General features: G+C 45.1%; 23 protein-coding genes. 7 read left to right on the top strand and 16 right to left on the bottom strand.

What is annotated here, in order from left to right; genetic code table 11:
* Position 1: 1 nt before the first annotated feature.
* From FFM77_RS01790 to FFM77_RS01715, 16 genes are all read right to left on the bottom strand, one after another.
* Entirely contained in the window at positions 2–1,102 is a 1,101-nt protein-coding gene (locus FFM77_RS01790; protein ID WP_137634040.1) for a DgaE family pyridoxal phosphate-dependent ammonia lyase, read from the bottom strand.
* 3 nt (positions 1,103–1,105) lie between these two features.
* The gene (locus tag FFM77_RS01785) at positions 1,106–2,224 is read right to left on the bottom strand and encodes an amidohydrolase/deacetylase family metallohydrolase (protein ID WP_137634039.1); all 1,119 of its coding nucleotides are present in this window, start codon (positions 2,222–2,224) and stop codon (positions 1,106–1,108) included.
* A 13-nt stretch (positions 2,225–2,237) separates the two neighbouring features.
* A complete protein-coding gene (locus FFM77_RS01780) occupies positions 2,238–2,900 on the bottom strand; it encodes a DUF4310 family protein (RefSeq protein ID WP_137634038.1) in 663 nt (220 codons plus the stop codon).
* Between the two features lie 16 nt (positions 2,901–2,916).
* A complete protein-coding gene (locus FFM77_RS01775; RefSeq protein ID WP_137634037.1) occupies positions 2,917–3,693 on the bottom strand; it encodes a DUF4311 domain-containing protein in 777 nt (258 codons plus the stop codon).
* 1 nt (position 3,694) lies between these two features.
* Positions 3,695–4,051 (bottom strand): DUF4312 family protein, encoded by a 357-nt coding sequence (locus FFM77_RS01770; protein ID WP_137634036.1) that lies wholly within the window; start codon positions 4,049–4,051, stop codon positions 3,695–3,697.
* Positions 4,052–4,072: 21 nt separating this feature from the next.
* Entirely contained in the window at positions 4,073–4,429 is a 357-nt protein-coding gene (locus tag FFM77_RS01765; RefSeq protein WP_137634035.1) for an SFCGS family glycine-rich protein, read from the bottom strand.
* A 13-nt stretch (positions 4,430–4,442) separates the two neighbouring features.
* Complete coding sequence (locus FFM77_RS01760; RefSeq protein ID WP_137634034.1) at positions 4,443–4,784, bottom strand: transcriptional regulator; 342 nt, start codon at positions 4,782–4,784, stop codon at positions 4,443–4,445.
* On the bottom strand, positions 4,777–6,633 hold the full coding sequence (locus FFM77_RS01755; RefSeq protein ID WP_171001537.1) for a BglG family transcription antiterminator: 1,857 nt from the start codon (positions 6,631–6,633) through the stop codon (positions 4,777–4,779). The genes FFM77_RS01760 and FFM77_RS01755 overlap by 8 nt, the downstream gene beginning before the upstream one ends.
* Before the next feature lie 316 nt (positions 6,634–6,949).
* A complete protein-coding gene (locus FFM77_RS01750; protein WP_223876751.1) occupies positions 6,950–7,579 on the bottom strand; it encodes an HAD family hydrolase in 630 nt (209 codons plus the stop codon).
* Between the two features lie 79 nt (positions 7,580–7,658).
* On the bottom strand, positions 7,659–8,105 hold the full coding sequence (gene dtd / locus FFM77_RS01745; protein ID WP_137634032.1) for a D-aminoacyl-tRNA deacylase: 447 nt from the start codon (positions 8,103–8,105) through the stop codon (positions 7,659–7,661).
* An 11-nt stretch (positions 8,106–8,116) separates the two neighbouring features.
* A complete protein-coding gene (locus FFM77_RS01740) occupies positions 8,117–10,381 on the bottom strand; it encodes a RelA/SpoT family protein (RefSeq protein ID WP_137634031.1) in 2,265 nt (754 codons plus the stop codon).
* A 99-nt stretch (positions 10,382–10,480) separates the two neighbouring features.
* Positions 10,481–10,804 (bottom strand): hypothetical protein, encoded by a 324-nt coding sequence (locus tag FFM77_RS01735; RefSeq protein WP_137634030.1) that lies wholly within the window; start codon positions 10,802–10,804, stop codon positions 10,481–10,483.
* A 69-nt stretch (positions 10,805–10,873) separates the two neighbouring features.
* On the bottom strand, positions 10,874–11,626 hold the full coding sequence (locus tag FFM77_RS01730; RefSeq protein ID WP_137634029.1) for a 16S rRNA (uracil(1498)-N(3))-methyltransferase: 753 nt from the start codon (positions 11,624–11,626) through the stop codon (positions 10,874–10,876).
* 12 nt (positions 11,627–11,638) lie between these two features.
* Complete coding sequence (gene prmA, locus FFM77_RS01725) at positions 11,639–12,589, bottom strand: 50S ribosomal protein L11 methyltransferase (protein ID WP_137634028.1); 951 nt, start codon at positions 12,587–12,589, stop codon at positions 11,639–11,641.
* On the bottom strand, positions 12,564–13,241 hold the full coding sequence (locus FFM77_RS01720) for a DNA-3-methyladenine glycosylase (protein WP_137634027.1): 678 nt from the start codon (positions 13,239–13,241) through the stop codon (positions 12,564–12,566). Before FFM77_RS01720 ends, prmA begins: the two co-directional genes overlap by 26 nt.
* 30 nt (positions 13,242–13,271) lie before the next feature.
* Positions 13,272–13,556, bottom strand: a complete 285-nt coding sequence (locus tag FFM77_RS01715; protein WP_137634026.1) for a hypothetical protein — start codon at positions 13,554–13,556, stop codon at positions 13,272–13,274.
* A gap of 256 nt (positions 13,557–13,812) precedes the next feature.
* On the opposite strand from FFM77_RS01715, the gene FFM77_RS01710 reads away from it, so the two are divergent.
* The 7 genes from FFM77_RS01710 to FFM77_RS01680 all read left to right on the top strand — a co-directional run bounded on the left by FFM77_RS01710 (position 13,813) and on the right by FFM77_RS01680 (position 18,000).
* On the top strand, positions 13,813–14,103 hold the full coding sequence (locus tag FFM77_RS01710; protein WP_137634025.1) for a hypothetical protein: 291 nt from the start codon (positions 13,813–13,815) through the stop codon (positions 14,101–14,103).
* 269 nt (positions 14,104–14,372) lie between these two features.
* On the top strand, positions 14,373–15,236 hold the full coding sequence (locus FFM77_RS01705; RefSeq protein ID WP_137634101.1) for a DNA/RNA non-specific endonuclease: 864 nt from the start codon (positions 14,373–14,375) through the stop codon (positions 15,234–15,236).
* A 24-nt stretch (positions 15,237–15,260) separates the two neighbouring features.
* The gene (locus FFM77_RS01700) at positions 15,261–15,503 is read left to right on the top strand and encodes a hypothetical protein (protein ID WP_137634024.1); all 243 of its coding nucleotides are present in this window, start codon (positions 15,261–15,263) and stop codon (positions 15,501–15,503) included.
* 218 nt (positions 15,504–15,721) lie between these two features.
* A complete protein-coding gene (locus FFM77_RS01695; RefSeq protein WP_137634023.1) occupies positions 15,722–16,321 on the top strand; it encodes a DUF805 domain-containing protein in 600 nt (199 codons plus the stop codon).
* A gap of 56 nt (positions 16,322–16,377) precedes the next feature.
* The gene (locus tag FFM77_RS01690; RefSeq protein WP_137634100.1) at positions 16,378–16,788 is read left to right on the top strand and encodes an ImmA/IrrE family metallo-endopeptidase; all 411 of its coding nucleotides are present in this window, start codon (positions 16,378–16,380) and stop codon (positions 16,786–16,788) included.
* A gap of 11 nt (positions 16,789–16,799) precedes the next feature.
* Positions 16,800–17,357, top strand: a complete 558-nt coding sequence (locus FFM77_RS14125) for an SHOCT domain-containing protein (protein ID WP_223876750.1) — start codon at positions 16,800–16,802, stop codon at positions 17,355–17,357.
* Between the two features lie 22 nt (positions 17,358–17,379).
* Complete coding sequence (locus FFM77_RS01680) at positions 17,380–18,000, top strand: hypothetical protein (RefSeq protein WP_137634022.1); 621 nt, start codon at positions 17,380–17,382, stop codon at positions 17,998–18,000.
* The last annotated feature ends 2 nt before the right edge of the window (positions 18,001–18,002 follow it).

Below are 18,002 nucleotides of genomic sequence, written 5' to 3'. Positions count from 1 at the left end.
TTTAGTCTAAGATTTCATGTAACCGTTGCACAATGGCATCCATTTCCGTTTGATCCACCGCCCGAATATCAAATTCAATAATCCCGACATTAGCGCGGTATTCACGAGTATAAATCGCCGGATTACCCGCTTTTAAGGCGGCGGTAACGGCCTTCGCATTTTGTGGTGATTCAGGTTGAATAACGACACTTGCCCGATAAATATCGCGACCCGCGCCATCTTGAACGGCGGTAGCTTCGACATAAGGGACCGCATTGAGGGCGGTTAAAAATGGCTGTAAACGGCGTTGCATACTATCCCCATCTTCGGGACCAGCTTGTAAGTAATCTTCAATCGCCCGTGTCAGCCCCATGATGTTTTCCTTACCGACCTTCATCGCCCGACCTAACCCTAATGATTGCAACCGAATCCAATCGATATATTGTTTTTTTCCATAAACCAGACCAGATGCCGGTCCAACTAACGCTTTACCACCAGAGAAGATAATAATATCGACACCGAGATCTAAATACTTACGCAAGTCTTCTTCCGCCGCAGCATCTAAAATCAATGGTAATTGATGGTCATGGGCCACTTTCACCGCTTCCGCTACCGTCAGCATACTTTTTTGGACGGCATGGTGACTCTTCACATATAAGATGCCGACTGTTTGATCGGTAATCATGATTTCAAGGTGTTCTGGCGAGCACATATTGGCGTACCCAGCTTCAACGACTTGACCACCCCCAACGGCAATCATCACTTCTTCGGGCGTCCCATAATCCACGTTCTGTCCCTTAGGAATAATAATCTCACGCTTGGTATAACGGGCATCATAAGGGTGATAGACATGATGTTTACTACCACGGCCAATCAACGCCGCCACCGATTCAGCAATCCCCGAAGAAGCGGAGTTAACCACAATCGCGTCTTCCGCGCCTAGTAATTCAGCCAGATGCCGACCGGTTTGTTTGACGAGGTCAGCCATTTCAAAGAAATGTTCATCACCAAACTTTTGCGCGTCGATCACTGGGCCTGCCAAGGTTGACACCCCGAGAATCGTCATCTTGCCACTAGCATTGATCACTTTTTTTAAATGGTACTTATTATATAAATCGCTCATTGATTACTGAGCCTCCACTTCATAAGCTGTCCCGCCAACAATCGCTTGGGTCGGTTGAATCAGTTGTTCGGTTACTTGGGTATTGCCATTCGAGTCTGTTAAGGTCTTAGTGCCATCCGTAACTTTAAAGATGGTGAGATCCCCATCTAAGCCAACTTCCAAACGCCCCTTTTGCGTCAAATGAAAGCTGTCAGCCGGCGCCACGGTTACCATGCGAATGACTTCTGGTAACGAGTAATTCAATAGCATCATTTTTTCTAACGTCGTCGCCAGATCATGCACCGGACCACTTTCACGGTTACGATGGTAAATATCCGTACTAATAGACCATGGTCGTAAGCCATAACGCGTTGCAATTCGTCCCGTATTAAAGTTGTAACTGTCGGTCCCATGCCCCACATCAAAACGGACGCCCCGATGATAGGCATCGAAGACGGCTTCTTTGACCATCCCGTCTGGCGTTAAAATACCATTAGGCTTACCGTTATAGGCATGCGTCAATACATCGCCACTAGTCATCAGTGCTAAAATAGCTTCTAATTCAGGCGGATTCGCGCCCACATGGACCATTACAGGTAAATGGCGATCCAACTTAGCTTGAAAGGCCTTCGCCTGAACTAATGGCTGCACACCATTGTCGACCACGACCGAATGACTTTCGCGCGCTTTGATCCCGACAATAAAGTCCGGGTAAGTGGCAACGGCTTCAGCTAGTGGTGCCCACTGAACACGTGCCATATCGCCTAATTCATCTTGTGCGAGAATCCCGGTCTTGGAAATATTGATTAAGGCATAAACATTGGTCCGCTTAGCGCGTGTTCGCTGATAAAAGTCCGCGATATTATCGGCGCCGGTCGACCCAGCATCAATCACCGTTGTGACCCCGGTCTTGACTCCGTCTTCATCGGGATCATCATAATACAGGCTGAGCTTTTCATAACAATGGGTATGATCATCGATCCAACCGGCCGAGACATATTGTCCTGCCACATCAATCGTTTGCTGCGCCGTAATACCAGTCAGTTGGGTACCAACCGCCGTAATCTTACCCGCGGTAATTGCCACTTCCAACGGGCTATCGTCACGTACCGAACGGCCATTTTTAACCACTAAATCAACCATTTTACGAACTCCTTTATAGTTTCACTGGGAAGAAGAACCCAAGAATCATCGCGCCAATAATCGCACCACCGGCAATCGGCTTTTTCCAAGCATAAAAAATAGCCGCACCAGCCGTAGCCCCGAGACCAATTGGAATAGAGGCCGTGACGGCACTCAGAATAATCAATGGTCCTAGAAAGCGGCCAGTATCATTCCCAGCACCCATCATGACATCGGCACCAAACGTAGCTTTGGACTGACCAATCGTAAAGTGGCGAACGATGTAAATAATGCCACCGATAATCACCCCAATGATTAGTCCTGTCAGTAACGCCAACGGAAAACTTTTGACTGGGGCTTCAAAACCAACGCTCAGTAGAATGGCGGGAATCCCGATCCCGACCCCGGTCAAGATTGAACCACCCAAGTCAAGAATTCCGACTAGTGAACCTTCCAATACCCGGGCAAACAAGAAACTAGCCCCAAATGCCGCAGCGGCGCCATACGCACCATCAGTCATGCCGGCTTTCAACATGGCCACAATCGCGACTTCATTAAACGCCCCAACGCCGTAGTTGTAATACATCGATGTTCCGGCAAAGACCCCCGCCGACATAATACCGACAATAATGGGAAACGCCCAATCGGCGAACCAGAAACTTTTGGCTTGTTCCAAATCTTTTAAATCATTTTCCATACACTTATACTCCTCTCTAGCCGCCCATCGAGCTATGCCAGTTGGTCAGCCATTGTGGAACGCTGAGACTAAAGGACTTCAATAGATCAACATCGAAACCGCGGAAAAACGCGCTTAGGATAAATAGCAAAATCACTGCCCCCAGCATAATCCGGGTAATCCGCGTCCAGCCGATTTCTTCGACCCCTTTACCGATTAAGATTCCTAAGACCACACCTGGAACCGCGTTCCCCATAATCAAGGCCGCTAAGCCACCGAAGATCGTCCCTAATAGGCCAGAACGCCGGCCCGCATCGATCGCTGCTAGCCAAAAGATAATCGGCATCACCATATTAATCAGTAAAGTGGCGGCAGGGACCAAAACTTTCACCGCGGTCACTTGTAATGCCGCCGGGATCGAGGATGAGGTGACATTTAAAAAGGCCACGACCACGATCCCAATCAACGCACTCATAATTCCCATTTTCTTAGGATTATGCATTGATTCATTCATATCTTTACTGCGTAATAATAGGGCTGAAACTGCCCAGTTAGGAATCACCCGGTGCGTCACATCTTGGGTAAAGGCCCCAGCCCCGACTGTTGATGCCCAAGCATTAAAGAAGAACCCTAACCCAAATGAGAAGTGAGACGCGGCGTCACCTTCCGCCGCATTCATTTCGCCAAGGGTTCGAAAGGCTCCCAAGGCTTGGACAGTCGGGGCATTAAACATCCGGGCGGCCCCAACACCGGCCGCAAAGCCGACTAACCCACCAATAATCACTGACTCCATTAAAACAATTAAAATATGCACCTTATTTGCCTCCTCTCAACCCAGTCCAGTCCAAGAGCGGGTTGCGTTTAACGGGGGTTGTCGCAAATACGACCGTGTTTAGATCAATCGCATTGACTTGGACGGTCACATCGATGGTGACCGAGAACTGCGTCCGTTGCCGTGGAAAGAACAACCACAAGAACCGTTCAGTCCGGTGAGCCACTTGCAGACTCACTGGCGTCACCTGTAGCGGTTGAATTTGCAAGGTCACCATCGCCGTATCGGCCACTAATTCTTTTTGAATCTTACTCAGGGCACTGGCAAACGCCGCTTGTTTCGTCTCGGCTTGGCCACTGACCCGAACCGTTCGCTGGTTACTTGCGTTCAGCTTCGTCATACGTGCCGCCTCCCGTAACCGTTATTTGTCATACTTCTTTGCAAAGGCTTCCGTTAACTTTTGACCGAGTTCTGGCTTGTCCATAAACCCAAAGCCCAACACCGTCTTCCCATCGGCAATCGCCGTTAGCCCTTCTTGAATTGAGCGCATGCCATGTCGTTCCGGATAGCCATACTTCGTACTAGCCGTTAAAGCGCCGGCACCACCACTCCCGCAAAATGACAAGCCCATATCCGCATTTTCTTGCTGCATCACATCACCTAAACGCATATCGGCGCCCATCCCAGGCACCACAATCGCTTCACCACCAGCTTGTTCAACTCCTGCGGCAACTTTTTGACCCTTACCCATTCGATCTGCAATGACAACTTTAACCATGATAAACTCCTCCTTATTGATGTTTGGCCGTTTCAAAGTGAATTGATGCGACATACTTTTCTGAATCTGCTAAATTTCCAATCTTCGTTACCAAATCGGCCGCAATCTGAATTGCTTCCGGTGAGACCTCCGCAAACATCTGCGGGTCAACGGCGGCTAACGGTTCGCCCGTTACTGAACGGGTCACCATTTCCGCAATGTGGTTGGTTAAGATCACCAGTTGTAATTCAGTAGGTTCAATCTGTGCGGCCCGCATCCGCTTAATCGCAAAGTTTAACGCGGTTAATGTCGCTTCAGGATGCTTCGCTTTAGCTAAAATCGCTTGTACATCTGCTGTAATCCAAGGATCATCCATGTTGTTTCGCTCCTTTATTCGTTAAGTCATTAATTCGGGTATATTGTAAAATGGCACTAACTTCAGCTGAATTGATCGACAATTGATTTGCTTTAAAAATCTGCCGGATCCGTTGGGCATCATTGGGGGCAACTGGCACACCGCCAACTTGTAACACCTGACTGTCATAACTTTGCTGGCAACTGATACGCTGTACCGCCAGCATCACGTGAATCACAAATGCCGCCTGATACGCTGCCGGGACCCGCGAGCCAATTGCAGCTTGTAACTGGCCATAGATGACGGCCCCCTTCAACATCAGTGCTCGTGATTGTTCCACTTGACTAGCCGTCGTGACCGGTTGGGGCGTCACTGGTGTTAGCCGCTGTGGTGACACTTGCAATACTCGGGCGACCGCAGCTTTAATCTGCTGAATATCAGTTGGACTCGGTAAGGGACTGACCTGAATAACTGGTAAGTCCACATCCGTAAGTGGAAAGATACTGACAATTAAATCCGGTTGCCACTGTCGCACCTTTTCCGCCACTTCAGTTGGCGATGCAAAACCAGCAATTTCAATATTAGTCAGTTGGCATTCCAACTCATTTTTGATTAAGCTGGTCACCCCTAGACCGGTTGAACAAACATAGATAATGCGCGCATGCTTAGTCGTCGGTTGCCGCTCAAGCGACACTAAGAAATGTAACGTGACAAAGACGATCAGCGACTCATTAACGACTGCGGGGTTGGCCGATATTTGTGTCCGTAACGTGTGACTCACGGCCTGATACAGCACTGGCTGCCGATTTTGAATATCCGCAATAAATGGATTGTATTCGTTAGTAAACTTGTACTTATTACTCAGTTGCGTTAACAGATGTGAAAATAAATTCACTTGTAACTGACTGTCTTGATCATAAGCTTGCCCCGTCTGTTGACTGACCGCAGCAATGATGTCTTTGGTTAACCGCGCAATGTTTTGATCATCAAACCGAGGATTGGCCCCCCGCAACAAGTAATCATATTCTTGCTGTAATTGGGGGAACTCATAATGCTGCATTAGCTGTACAAAGCATCGATACGGCAAAGCTGCCTGTTCATGTGGACTAGCAACTAACTGCTGATAATGACTCAGCGACCGATGCATACTCAAGCGTAAGATGATGATTGTCAGCCGCATAATCATTGTCAATTGATCCGTCGCATCAAAGTTCGCATTCGCCGTAGTCATTGGCGTTGAAAAGACGGGGATAACTACCGCCAAAATGGCTTGCAGTTCTGGCACGGTCCCTAATGGTAACTGCTGCAATTGTCGTAAAGGGTCATCGGTCAGATTAGCAGCTAGTGATGTCCGAACTAACTGGTTTAGTAGCGCTTCCAAAACTGAGCGTAAATTAAGTTCAGCCCCAATTAATCGGTAACCGTAGTAATTCTTGCGTTCCAGCGTCACTTGAAAATCTGCCAGATAACGTTCAACCTTAGTCAGATCATTAATCACCGTATTCTTGCTGATGCCTAATCGATTCTCCAACTGCTGAGTTGTTAAATAATGATCCGTTACTGCTAATAACAATCCTAGTTGGCTAATTCTTTCCTGCGGTGTACTAGTTTCAGTATTCGGCTGATTCGTCATTAAGGCCGCTCTTAAACTTGCACGTTGGGCCGGCGTCGCTACAAGCCAAATGCCCACCCGTGGTTTAGCCCGGTAATAGTCACCAGTCGTTTGCAACCAAGCTTGCACCACTTTCAAATCACTTTTAACCGTCCGTACACTAACATCTAACGCTGCTGCCAAGCGGTTTGTCGTCGTTGCTTGATCTAATGATAGTAAATGCAACCCTAACTTCACTTGACGATTTGATAGTTGCACGCCAGCCTCACCTCCCGTAATCCGGTTTGTGCAACCCCTTACACTATTTATCATACGGATTTATTGGTTGATAACAATACCAAATCCGCACACGATAATTAGTGCAACCCCTGACCTAATTAGTCAGTCTTTAATTCTGATTATAGCGGTTAAATTTATGGGGACAACTTATTCCACATATAAAGATTTTTATACGGTGGCGCTAACTTGGTTCTAACTGTCCAGTAATCAACCTTAGCTTAGACTTATTGTCTATACCAAAAAGCACGCTAAACAACGATTATCGTTACTCAGCGTGCTACTGTTAAACTTGAGTTTAGCCTATCAATGGGAGCAACTCGGTTAACGTTGTGACATTGACCTCCGGGTGACTCGTCACCGTGACTAACTGATCATAGTCAAATAAGAATCCTGCAATCTGCGCATTATGCCCAGCATCAATGTCCAAATTTCGATCACCAACCATCACCGCTTGTTGCCGATCGACCTGATGCTTGTCTAACAAGTAGTTTAAAGCTGCCGGATTCGGTTTACGTGGAAATGGTTGGGCTGCAGTGACAAAGTCATCAAAGTAAGTCTGGAGTCCTGCTTGTGCCAAGTAGGTCAATGCAGCATCATTGCGGTGCGTCATTAAATAATTGTGGCCACCAACGGCTTTGACCTTTGCCAGAACGTCTGCTGCGCCCTCAAAAGCTTGTGGCTGGATTTGTAATTCAGGTTCCAGTTTTTGATAACCCGCGCGTAACTGATGCCAGTTCCAACCATAACGTTGTGCAACGGTTCGCTCAGCCACACCGACTGACTGTTGTCGCATCATTTGATATGTCTCGGCTGGCGTCACTTCACCGCCCAGATCTGCGACAACTTGCACAAATGTCTGTACCATCGCCGGATAAGTATCCAATAACGTGCCATCAAAGTCCCAGATAAATTCTCGTTTCATCATTTTAAAAAATCTCCTATTGCATTTATTGGGTCGTACAAAAAGCTGAAGTTAAGACATCCCCTAACTTCAGCTCAACAAACTATTTTTGATTTGTATCGTAACAAATTGTCACCGGACCATCGTTAACTAACGATACTTGCATATCGGCGCCAAACTCACCCGTGGCAACGGTCATCCCAGTCGCAGCTAATTGTTGGTTAAACTGGGCATACAGCTGACTCGCTACGGCCGGATCACCAGCATCAATAAAGCTCGGCCGGTTACCATGCCGGGTATCCGCATACAAGGTGAATTGTGAAATCGATAAGATAGCGCCACCGACTTGCTGGACGTTTAGATTCATCTTCCCATCCGTATCACTAAAGATCCGTAAATTTAAGATCTTATGCCCGAGATAAGCTAGCTCCGCCGCACCATCACCCGTTGTAAACCCAACGAGTAACACTAATCCTTGTTGAATCTTGCCGTGCACCTGACCGTCAATACTAACTTGGGCCTGTTGCACCCGTTGAACAACCACTCGCAAGTGAACGCCTCCTAAAACATCTTCCGTTCAACCACGTAAACGTCTTGAACATTCTTCAAACTATCGATAATCCGTTGCAAATGGCCTAAGTTACGAACCCCTAACGAAACGCTAATAATCACCATCTTGTTATGGTCAACTTTCCCATTAACATTCGTTAAGAACTTCGTATTATTGTTGATGACTTTTAAAACATCGTTCAACATACCATTCCGATTGTACCCTTGAATTTCAAGATCAGAGTTGTAGTTCGTCCGGTCGCCTTCAGGGTCTTCCCATTCGACTTCAATCAAGCGTTCACCTTGAGTTTCGGCTTGCTTCACATTCGGACAGCCAATGCGATGAACTGAGACACCGCGCCCTTTAGTGATATAACCAACGATTTCATCACCAGGAATTGGTGAGCAACAATGACTCAAGCGTACCAACAGATTATCGACACCTTGAATAATGACCCCGCCAGATGACGAGACCTTTTTTCGTTGCTCGTCTTTCTTCTCTTGAGCTTCAGTTTGTTCTTTCTTTTTCTTCTTAGTCGCTTGTTCCGTATGCTCAGCTAAAATTTCACGCTCACGTTCACGTTGCCGATCAGCCTCACGCTGCTTGCGCACGTCACTAGTGAGTCGATTAGCAATCCCAACCGGTTGCATATCGCCAAAACCTAGCGCGGCAAAGAGGTCATCTTCGCCCGCGTAGTGCATCTTCTTAGCAACCTTATCCAGCTTTTCTTTCGTCATCACGACTTTGGGATCAAAGTTAAATTCCCGCAATTGATGATCCAGCATTTCACGACCCGTGATGATATTTTCTTCACGGTCAGCGTTACGGAAAAATTGTTTAATCTTATTACGTGCGCGCCGCGTATAGACCAACTTTGGCCAATCACGACTAGGCCCCGTGGAACTCGTCGACGTTAAAATGTCGACAATATCCCCATTTTTAATCTGGTAATCCAACGGGACAATCTTACCATTTACTTTGGCCCCGGTCGTATGATTACCGACCTCGGTATGAATCGAGTAAGCCATATCTAATGGTCCAGCACCCTTAGGTAATTCCATAACATCGCCTTTAGGGGTAAACGCGTAGACCCGATCACTAAAGAGATCGCCTTTGACGCCTTCCATGAAGTCGGCCGCATCTTTACTTTCATCTTGAAGTTCGATAATCTCTTTGACCAAGTTTAGCTTATCGCCAGATTGGGTCTCTTGGACTTGATCATGGACGCCTTCTTTATAAGCCCAGTGCGCCGCAACCCCATATTCAGCGACCCGATGCATTTCAAACGTCCGAATCTGAATCTCAAGTGGCTTCCCTTCAGGACCAACCACCGTGGTATGCAACGATTGGTACATGTTGGCTTTGGGCATCGCAATATAATCCTTAAACCGGCCTGGCATCGGTTTCCATTGGGTATGAATCGCTCCTAAAACGGCATAACAATCTTTAATCGAGTCCACGACTACCCGAATCGCTAATAAATCATAGAGTTGACTGAATTGCTTGTGTTTATCCCGCATTTTTTTGTAGATGGAATAGATATGTTTCGGTCGGCCATAAATATCAGCATCCGGTAAATTCAAATCATGCAACGCTTGATGAATATCTTGGATTGCAATTTCGATATACTTCTCACGGTCTTCACGCCGCGAATTCATTAGATGGACGATGCGATAGTATTGTTGAGGATTTAAATACCGCAACGAAATATCTTCTAGTTCCCATTTAATCGTACTAATCCCTAAACGATCAGCAATAGGCGCATAGATTTCCAAGGTTTCGTTCGCAATCCGACGTTGTTTATCTGGCCGCAAATGCTTTAAGGTCCGCATGTTATGTAAGCGGTCCGCCAACTTCACAATCATGACTCGAATATCTTTTGACATCGCTAAGAGCAGCTTACGATGATTTTCAGCCAGTTGTTCTTTATTGGACTTGTAGCGAATTTTGCCTAATTTCGTAACACCATCGACAATGACGGCAACATCCTTGCCGAATAGCTCTTCGACATCCGCCAACGTGACCCCGGTGTCTTCAACCACGTCATGTAAAAAGCCTGACGCAACAGTTTCCGGATCCATTTTTAACTCAGCTAAAATACCAGCGACCTGAATTGGATGCATAATGTACGGTTCGCCAGATTGACGATACTGATCACGATGCACGTAGGTTGCAAAATCACAAGCCCGTTTGACGAGGGCAACGTGATCATCATTCATATATTTTTGGACCATTTCGAGGACGTCTTGAGCCGTCCAAGTAGGTTGTTTGGGCATGCATATTCACCACGATTTCAAAAATTTTTTTGCAAAAAAGCCAGTTCGTTGTATCCAACTAACCGGCCTTAATCTGTCCTAATTCTGAATACCACTCGTTTAAGCTTGCGCCGCCATCCCGTACGCTAAGTACGATATCCCTAAATCAACGATTGCGAGATAATAAACATAAGTTGGGAAGAATAAGTAGAGTCCCAACAAACAAAATAACGGCATCAGCCAAACCAGCCAACCGGTCCGTGCTGTCCGACGAATCTGCCAGCCCAACACGGCTGCTAAAATAAAGTCAACTAAAAATAATAGCCAAACGATTTGATGAAAGCGGCTGACGCTCAGTAACGTCAATAACCACGGCAAGCCAAGGCCAACCACGATGGCCACTAACCAATATTGACCACTAACCTTACGAAATTTTTCCGTCAAATCCATCCCTCACTTAGGTTTTCATGCTACATGACTATGATTATTTATTGTACACCACCGTCAAAAAAATTACACTAATTCCCGCCAAAAAGAAACAGCACTCAATAAGTATAATGGCGCCGTTTCGGCTCGCATAATACGTGGTCCTAAACCGGCTGCCTGAATGCCAGCCGTTTGTAGGTCAGCGACCTCGGCAGCGGTTAAGCCACCCTCAGGACCAAAGATAGCCAGTAACCGTTGCCCATCTTCTAATTGGCGTAACGTCCGAACAAGTTGACTGCTTTCACCTTGTTTCGCGGATTCTTCCCAAGCCACCACCCCGGCCGTATAGTCGACTTGCGTGATTAGACTAGTTAGGTTTGGCTGATAACTAACTGTTGGCACGATTGTTCGATGGGATTGTTCAGCCGCTGACTGGGCAATCTTAGCCAACCGGGCTAGTTTACGCTCACGTTTATTGGGGGCCCACTTGGCTACCGCATACTGACTGTCAAAAAAGACAAACTCAGCTGCCCCAAGTTCCGTTCCCCGCTGGACAATTTGCTCGGTTTTATCACCTTTAGACACGCCACAGGCAATCACAACTGGCACGGGCAATTCGACTTGTGGTGTCGTGAGACTGAGCACCTTAACCTTGGCCGCTTGTCCCTCGGCACGCACTAATTCACCAATCGCCACGGCTTGGCTAGTGGTCACAAACTCAGCTTGATCACCAGGTTGGGCCCGCATCACTTTTAACCAATGATGGACCGAATCGCCAGTCAACGTAAAGGTTGCTCCCAAAACGGGGGTAGTTTCAGCTGTTAAAAAATAGCGTTGCATCTTCAGCCTCCGTTAATCTTCGTCCGTTGGTAAATAAGCAATAATACTGTGCCAATCACCCATTTGGGTATGCTGGGTAATCTTAAAATCAGCGGCCTTTAACGCTGCCATGACGGTCGCAAATTTATCGTCAATGATCCCCGACGTAATAAAGTAACCACCTGGTTTTAGATTAGCCTTCGCTTGTGGCACTAACGGCACAATAATTTCTGCTAAAATATTCGCAACAATAATATCTGCTTGCGTCTGAATACCGGTTAATAAATCATTCGCGGCCACTTTAACATCGGCAGCCACTGGGTTCAGATCCAAGTTATCTTGTGCCGCTTTAACGGCGACATCATCCAAATCATACGCTTCCACTTGGCCAACCCCCATGGCTTTGGCGGCAATACTCAATACCCCAGAACCGGTACCCACATCAATTAAATGTTCGCCACCATGAATGACAGTTTCCAGATTCTGTAGTGACAACCGCGTCGTTGGATGGGTTCCAGTTCCGAAAGCCATTCCTGGATCTAACCGCATAATCGATTCATGCGGCTGAACGGGTTGATAATCTTCCCAACTGGGCACAATCGTTAAATACCGTGTCACGCGTACCGGATGATAATATTTTTTCCACGCCGTTGCCCAAGCCTCATCGGTGACTGCGGCCATTGTCACCTCATTGGGTGCGGGATCTAAGCCAAAATCGCTCAGCTTTGCCACTCGTTGCTTAATGGTTGGTAAAATTTCTGGCACAAAGACCGTCTCAGGATAATACGCTGAAATCTGCGCGCCAGCGGTAATATGCGGAATCGTTGCTAAATCGATAATTTCACCATACCGATCTGGTTTTAAGTTCTGATAATCCAACGCGTCTTCGATCTTAACGCCACTAGCACCCGCTTCCATTAAGATGTTGGAAACGGCCTCAACGGCTTCATTTGAAGTTTTAACGGTTACTTCTGTCCATTGCATTTTTTACTGTTCCTCCTAATTCTGATGACTGCCAACCACGTTGCTGTAAATCCTGATCACGGCGACGACTGTTAGAGACAAAGGGATTTTTCTTCACGTAATACCGTAGTGGTGCCGTCGTCCAATCCCCTTTATTGACAATGCCAATGCGTGGACTAGTGCCCACTTGTTGCGGTTGCCGACCACCCGTTAAGACCAGGTCAAGGGTCCTAGCCTGCAGCAAGGTCCCGTTCAACGTCTTATCTAACCCCAACGCCTGCATCAACTTTCCTGGCCCATTCGTCAAATTGCTAATGGGGCCTGGCCGTCGCTGTAACATCTGTTGTTGTGTCCATTGATTAGCCGGCTCAATCCCACGAATCAGGACACATTCTGGCGTCCCCGCCGCTTGTGTCACCAGATTCAATAAGAATTGCGTCCGCATTTGATAAATGTAAATAGTACCCGCGGCTCGCCATAAAGCCTGATTACGTGGCGTTTGATGATTCTTAAATGCATGCGCCCCGGCATCACGCGATCCTAGGTAAGCTTCGGTTTCTGTAATCCAAGCAACCAGTGGCCCTGTCGGCGTTTGTAATCGTAATTGTCGGCCTAACAAGTCAGCTGCAATTTCAGTTGTGGATCGCCCGCTTAAAAAAGTTGCCACACTCATTTAACATCACCATCCTAATAAAAAGGACGACTAATCAGCCGCCTTTTTTGCTAAATGTTTATTTAAATACTTGACCAGATCCGTTTCGTGCTTAAAAATTCGAGGATGCTTCTGCTTATGCAGGCGCAAGGCAATCTCATTAATTTTTACGCGCCCAGTCCAAGTATGACTATACTTCACGACCACGCGATTATTCCGATGGTCCTTGCCGAATTTCAACACGTAAACGCTATCGGGAACCATCAGCGGTCGGATATATGTTTTATCGTAGTCATAATGTATCGATCGCAAAAACTGTTTCGTGCGTTTTAACATGTCGGTTATCTCTCCTTCACAACGTGAAATTGATTGATTAAAGAACTTATTTTACTAAGCTCACGGTCACTATATCTGTTCAATATTATAACAGATTTCAAACAGTTATTGTATCAATACGCCACCGGTTAGGCAAGAAACTCGCATTAATTGATGAATATTTGCTTAAAAAAGTGATTATTTACCAATAAGCTTGAAAATCTATGCTAAACTATGGCCAATTAGGGATTAAGTTAATTATACAGGGGGATTTACCATGATTTTAATTGAAAAGATCTATCACCACAGCCACGCCGAAGTTACCAAAGTCGACCAAATCGACCGGTTTCAAACTAATGATGGCTACGTCACCACTCGTCAAGTCTTAGCACGTGAGATTGGTGCGGACGGCGAAAATTGCTTTTACAAGAATTCAGAAGGCAAGCGTAAAAAAGTTGTCGCCAGCAAAGATGATGCCGGTGACTGGCATCTAAAAACCATCGGCGCGACTGATGCGGAGCAAGATGGCCTACTCAGCTTGCCACATATGGATAATGTTTGGGGATAGTTGTCATAGCCAATTAGCTAAAAATAATCAGTTGCTATAACCAATATCAAGCCAGCTAGTGATCTCTACTCATTAGCTGGCTTTTTGTTGATTTCTTTTAAAATATAATAGTTTTAATACTGGAATTATTATAAAATTATTAATAGAAGTTAAGTTACCAATTAATTGGGGGAATACGATTAATTGACCTAACCTAACACTAATTTTAAAAGGAGTTGGTTTTTTTGCAAAAATCTTCACGCCATTTTCTAAAATGGTTACTCACCCTGATGTTACTCATTGGGAGTATCACAGCAACGACTGCCTTCACCCAACCGACCATCGCTCATGCCACTACGGTTTATGTGACCCGTACTGGGAAACATTACTTCTATAAACGGCATGACCGGGGGTTAAATCGGGCTAAAAAGGTATTCGCCGTTTCTTTAAGTACCGCCAAAAAACGCGGACTCACCTTATCAGCCACTGAAGCGGCGCCTAAGAAAACCACGGTAACCCATCATAAGACGGTTAAAAAGCCAGTTGTTAAAAAAGTCGTCAAAAAGACACCTAAGAAAGTCACTACGACTAAACGGGCAACGACTTATCATGTCAAAACGGTCAATCATAATCGACCAAACTTTACTAAAAAAACACTGTCGACTAAACACGGTGCTTGGCAAAAATATGGCCAACTTGACAGCTATAATCGTGCCACCACAGCAAATGCCCTGCTCAACAAACACTTGATGCCGACAAGTGAACGGGCAGCCCTCACCGTTGATCCGACCGGTTGGCACAACAAACGCATCAGTTCGGGCTGGCTCTATAATCGTTGCCACTTAATCGGTTATCAATTAACTGGTCAAAACAACAATTTGCGCAACCTAATCACTGGAACCCGACAACTTAATGATCCCGGCATGACTAAATATGAAAATAAAGTCGCTAGTTATTTGAAAGCTAGTCCGAAACATTACGTCCGGTATCAAGTGAAACCAGTATTTAAGAATCATGAATTATTGGCCCGTGGTGTCAAGATGCAAGGTCAATCAGTTGGATCTAAAACAATTAAATTTAATGTCTATTTACCTAACACACAAAGCGGTATGAAATTAAACTATGCTACTGGTCGAAGCCAAGTCGCTAAGTAACCGCCACTAAAGGAGACACCTATTATGCATACCTTAAAACGCTTGACGGCAACCATTACCATTTTGGTCACATTAGGTGGCGGTCTTGTAAGCTTGCCACCACAACCAGCTCAAGCCCGCACCGCCTACGTCTGGATTGCACCGAACCATGGAAAAAAATATCATTACCTTAAATCCTGTCGTGGTTTAAATCGTGCTAAAAGTAAACGCCATGTGAAACTAATTTGGGCTAAACATCATGGTTATAAACGTTGTAAATTAGGTTAATCCAAAAGGTCGTCAGTCATTAAATTTGCTGACGATCTTTTTAATTATACATCTTATTATATCTTGATCTTGTTACTAGCAATTAATCATTGATAAGCCAATTGAAATAAGCATTATCCAACGATATCATCGTTTTGCCACCAACCTAGTTAAGCGTATGGTAAGATTAATTTAAAGCGATCCTCACTAAACTTTTAACTAACTTTGGAGTGACCTAAATGGAAACTAAATTTTGTACTAATTGTGGACAGAAATTAACCGTAGACGCTAAATTCTGTCCGAACTGTGGCACAGCGCAACCACCAGTATCCTCAACTGACTCATCGACTCATCATGAACGACAAGCCACTACCGATGAGTTTGAGCACACAAACGCGACGACCAATCCTCAACAAGTCTTTCACGATGTCCCTTATAATGAAAGTACACCACCGAACCTCATCAGCTCGACCGGCCGATACTTTAAAGATGCTTTTAACCTTCATAAACGGATGGGCCGTGCTGATTATTGGTGGGCATCACTAGGTATCTCCCTGATTGCCATTGTGATTGGCATTGTTTATGTCAGTGTCTTCGCTGCCAGCCTTGGGACTATGGATGACTTAACCGGTTTCGATGGCCTTCTCCTAATCATATTGGCCATTTACTGGCTATTCATCACGATTGCGGGTTTCACTGCCCAATTCCGCCGTTTTCATGATATCGGTTATAGTGGCGCCTTTTGGTTGATCAACTTTGTGCCGTTTGTTGGAAGCATCGCGGTTTTGATTATGCTTTGCCAGCCTTCCCGTCAATTTAATAATCGGTATATTGATTAAATTCTCCATTTCAGTATAAATCGGTATGCTTATAGTTGATGATATAAAAATAGTGGATTGAAAAAGATATCGACCATTTAACAAATAAGTTTGGGATTCTAAATGCCTTTGAACTTGCCAGTGAATTAAATATTAGTGTTCAATTTAATAATCTTGGCAGTGCTATTTACGGCTACAATAACAACTCGCATAGAATTCCAATGATCGTTATTAATAGTGAGATTGACGAACGGACACAAGAAGGTGTTTGCTTTCATGAAATCTTCCACTTGCGTCATCATAAGGGATTTAATACGCAGTTTTTTGCAGTCAACACAAACAGCTTGCTGTCAGATAGAAACGAAATTGAAGCTAATAAATTTATGTTAGCTATGCTACGCGACGAGTACGGTTGGAGTAAACAAGAAGATATACTAGATTTTTTAGACTTCTTTAAGTTACCACATGAATTAGCCTCATTGATTTAGGAGGAAGCTTTATGAGTGAAAATGAATTCTTTTATCAGCCAGATGTTGTAAAAGAAGTTGGGAAAGTCTTTCAAAAAATTGGTTGCACAGACTTTGATTCTCTACGTATTGCCTTACGTGGTGGTTTCAAGGAATATCTATTCGCAACAGATTCCGAATTGATCATAGCAAAAAAAGGTTATATGACTGGTCATACGTTTGGCTACGGTGTCTTTCGTATGCCCTACTCTAACATCACTAGTGTTACCGTCAACTTTCATATATTAACTGGTTATTTTGAGGTCGCTGCAGGTGGCGTACAAAGCTCTCCTAAGAGTTTCTGGGGACAAAAGGATAACAGTGCCGGTAAGGCACCTAACGTTATCTCACTTGCTTCCAAGCAAGACCGAGATACGTTTGCTCAGGCTGCCAATATCATCAATAAATATCTAGCCGTGGCACATCAACCGCAACAAGCTGGCTCGACTGACGTTGCTGACGAGATACGTAAATTAAAGGGACTAGCTGATGACGGGATTATTAGTAATGAGGAGTTTGAAGCTAAGAAGAAACAGCTATTAGGGTTGTAAAAAAGATATTTTGGAGGACAAAATGAAAAAAGTCATTAAATTCATATCGATTATTTTGGGCATGCTACTACTATTTACAATTTTACAGAAACCGCAACCAGCAGATGCTCTTGCCTCCTACTGGAAAACAAGCCACTGGGTAACACTCAAGAAAAACGTCACTGTCTATAAGCTCAGTAATACTGACTGGGGCAAAAGGATAAGTACGCATACCGCAAAGGCAGGTTCTCATTACAAGCTTAGCCACTGGGATATAAATTATAGCTGGGTACTTCAATCTGGCAAATATAATACCGGTAACAATTATACCTACATGATAAACAAAAAATACAATGATGCTAGCTGGTTTAAAATGGGCATTCACAAAGCAACCAGCCTCAAAAAGTACAAATCATTTCATGGCTATAAAATTGCGAGAAGTAAATACGTCAGAAGTAATACGTTTTACGAAAAGAGCGACCACGTGATTCTTTCGCACTACCGCCCAACTCAGGTATCTAAGATTATCTTTGAACATGGTTTACATATTTACCCGACTCATCATGAATGGGACTACTCTACTAAAGACAATAAATATGTTACTGACTATCACTTTAAAAATGGCAAGTGGCGCAAAGGTACAACTGCTTACTTTGGTAAATAAAA

It is taken from the genome of Lactiplantibacillus songbeiensis, from assembly GCF_005405125.1.
GTDB classification, from domain to species: domain Bacteria; phylum Bacillota; class Bacilli; order Lactobacillales; family Lactobacillaceae; genus Lactiplantibacillus; species Lactiplantibacillus songbeiensis.
This window is presented reverse-complemented; position numbering and strand designations above follow the sequence as displayed.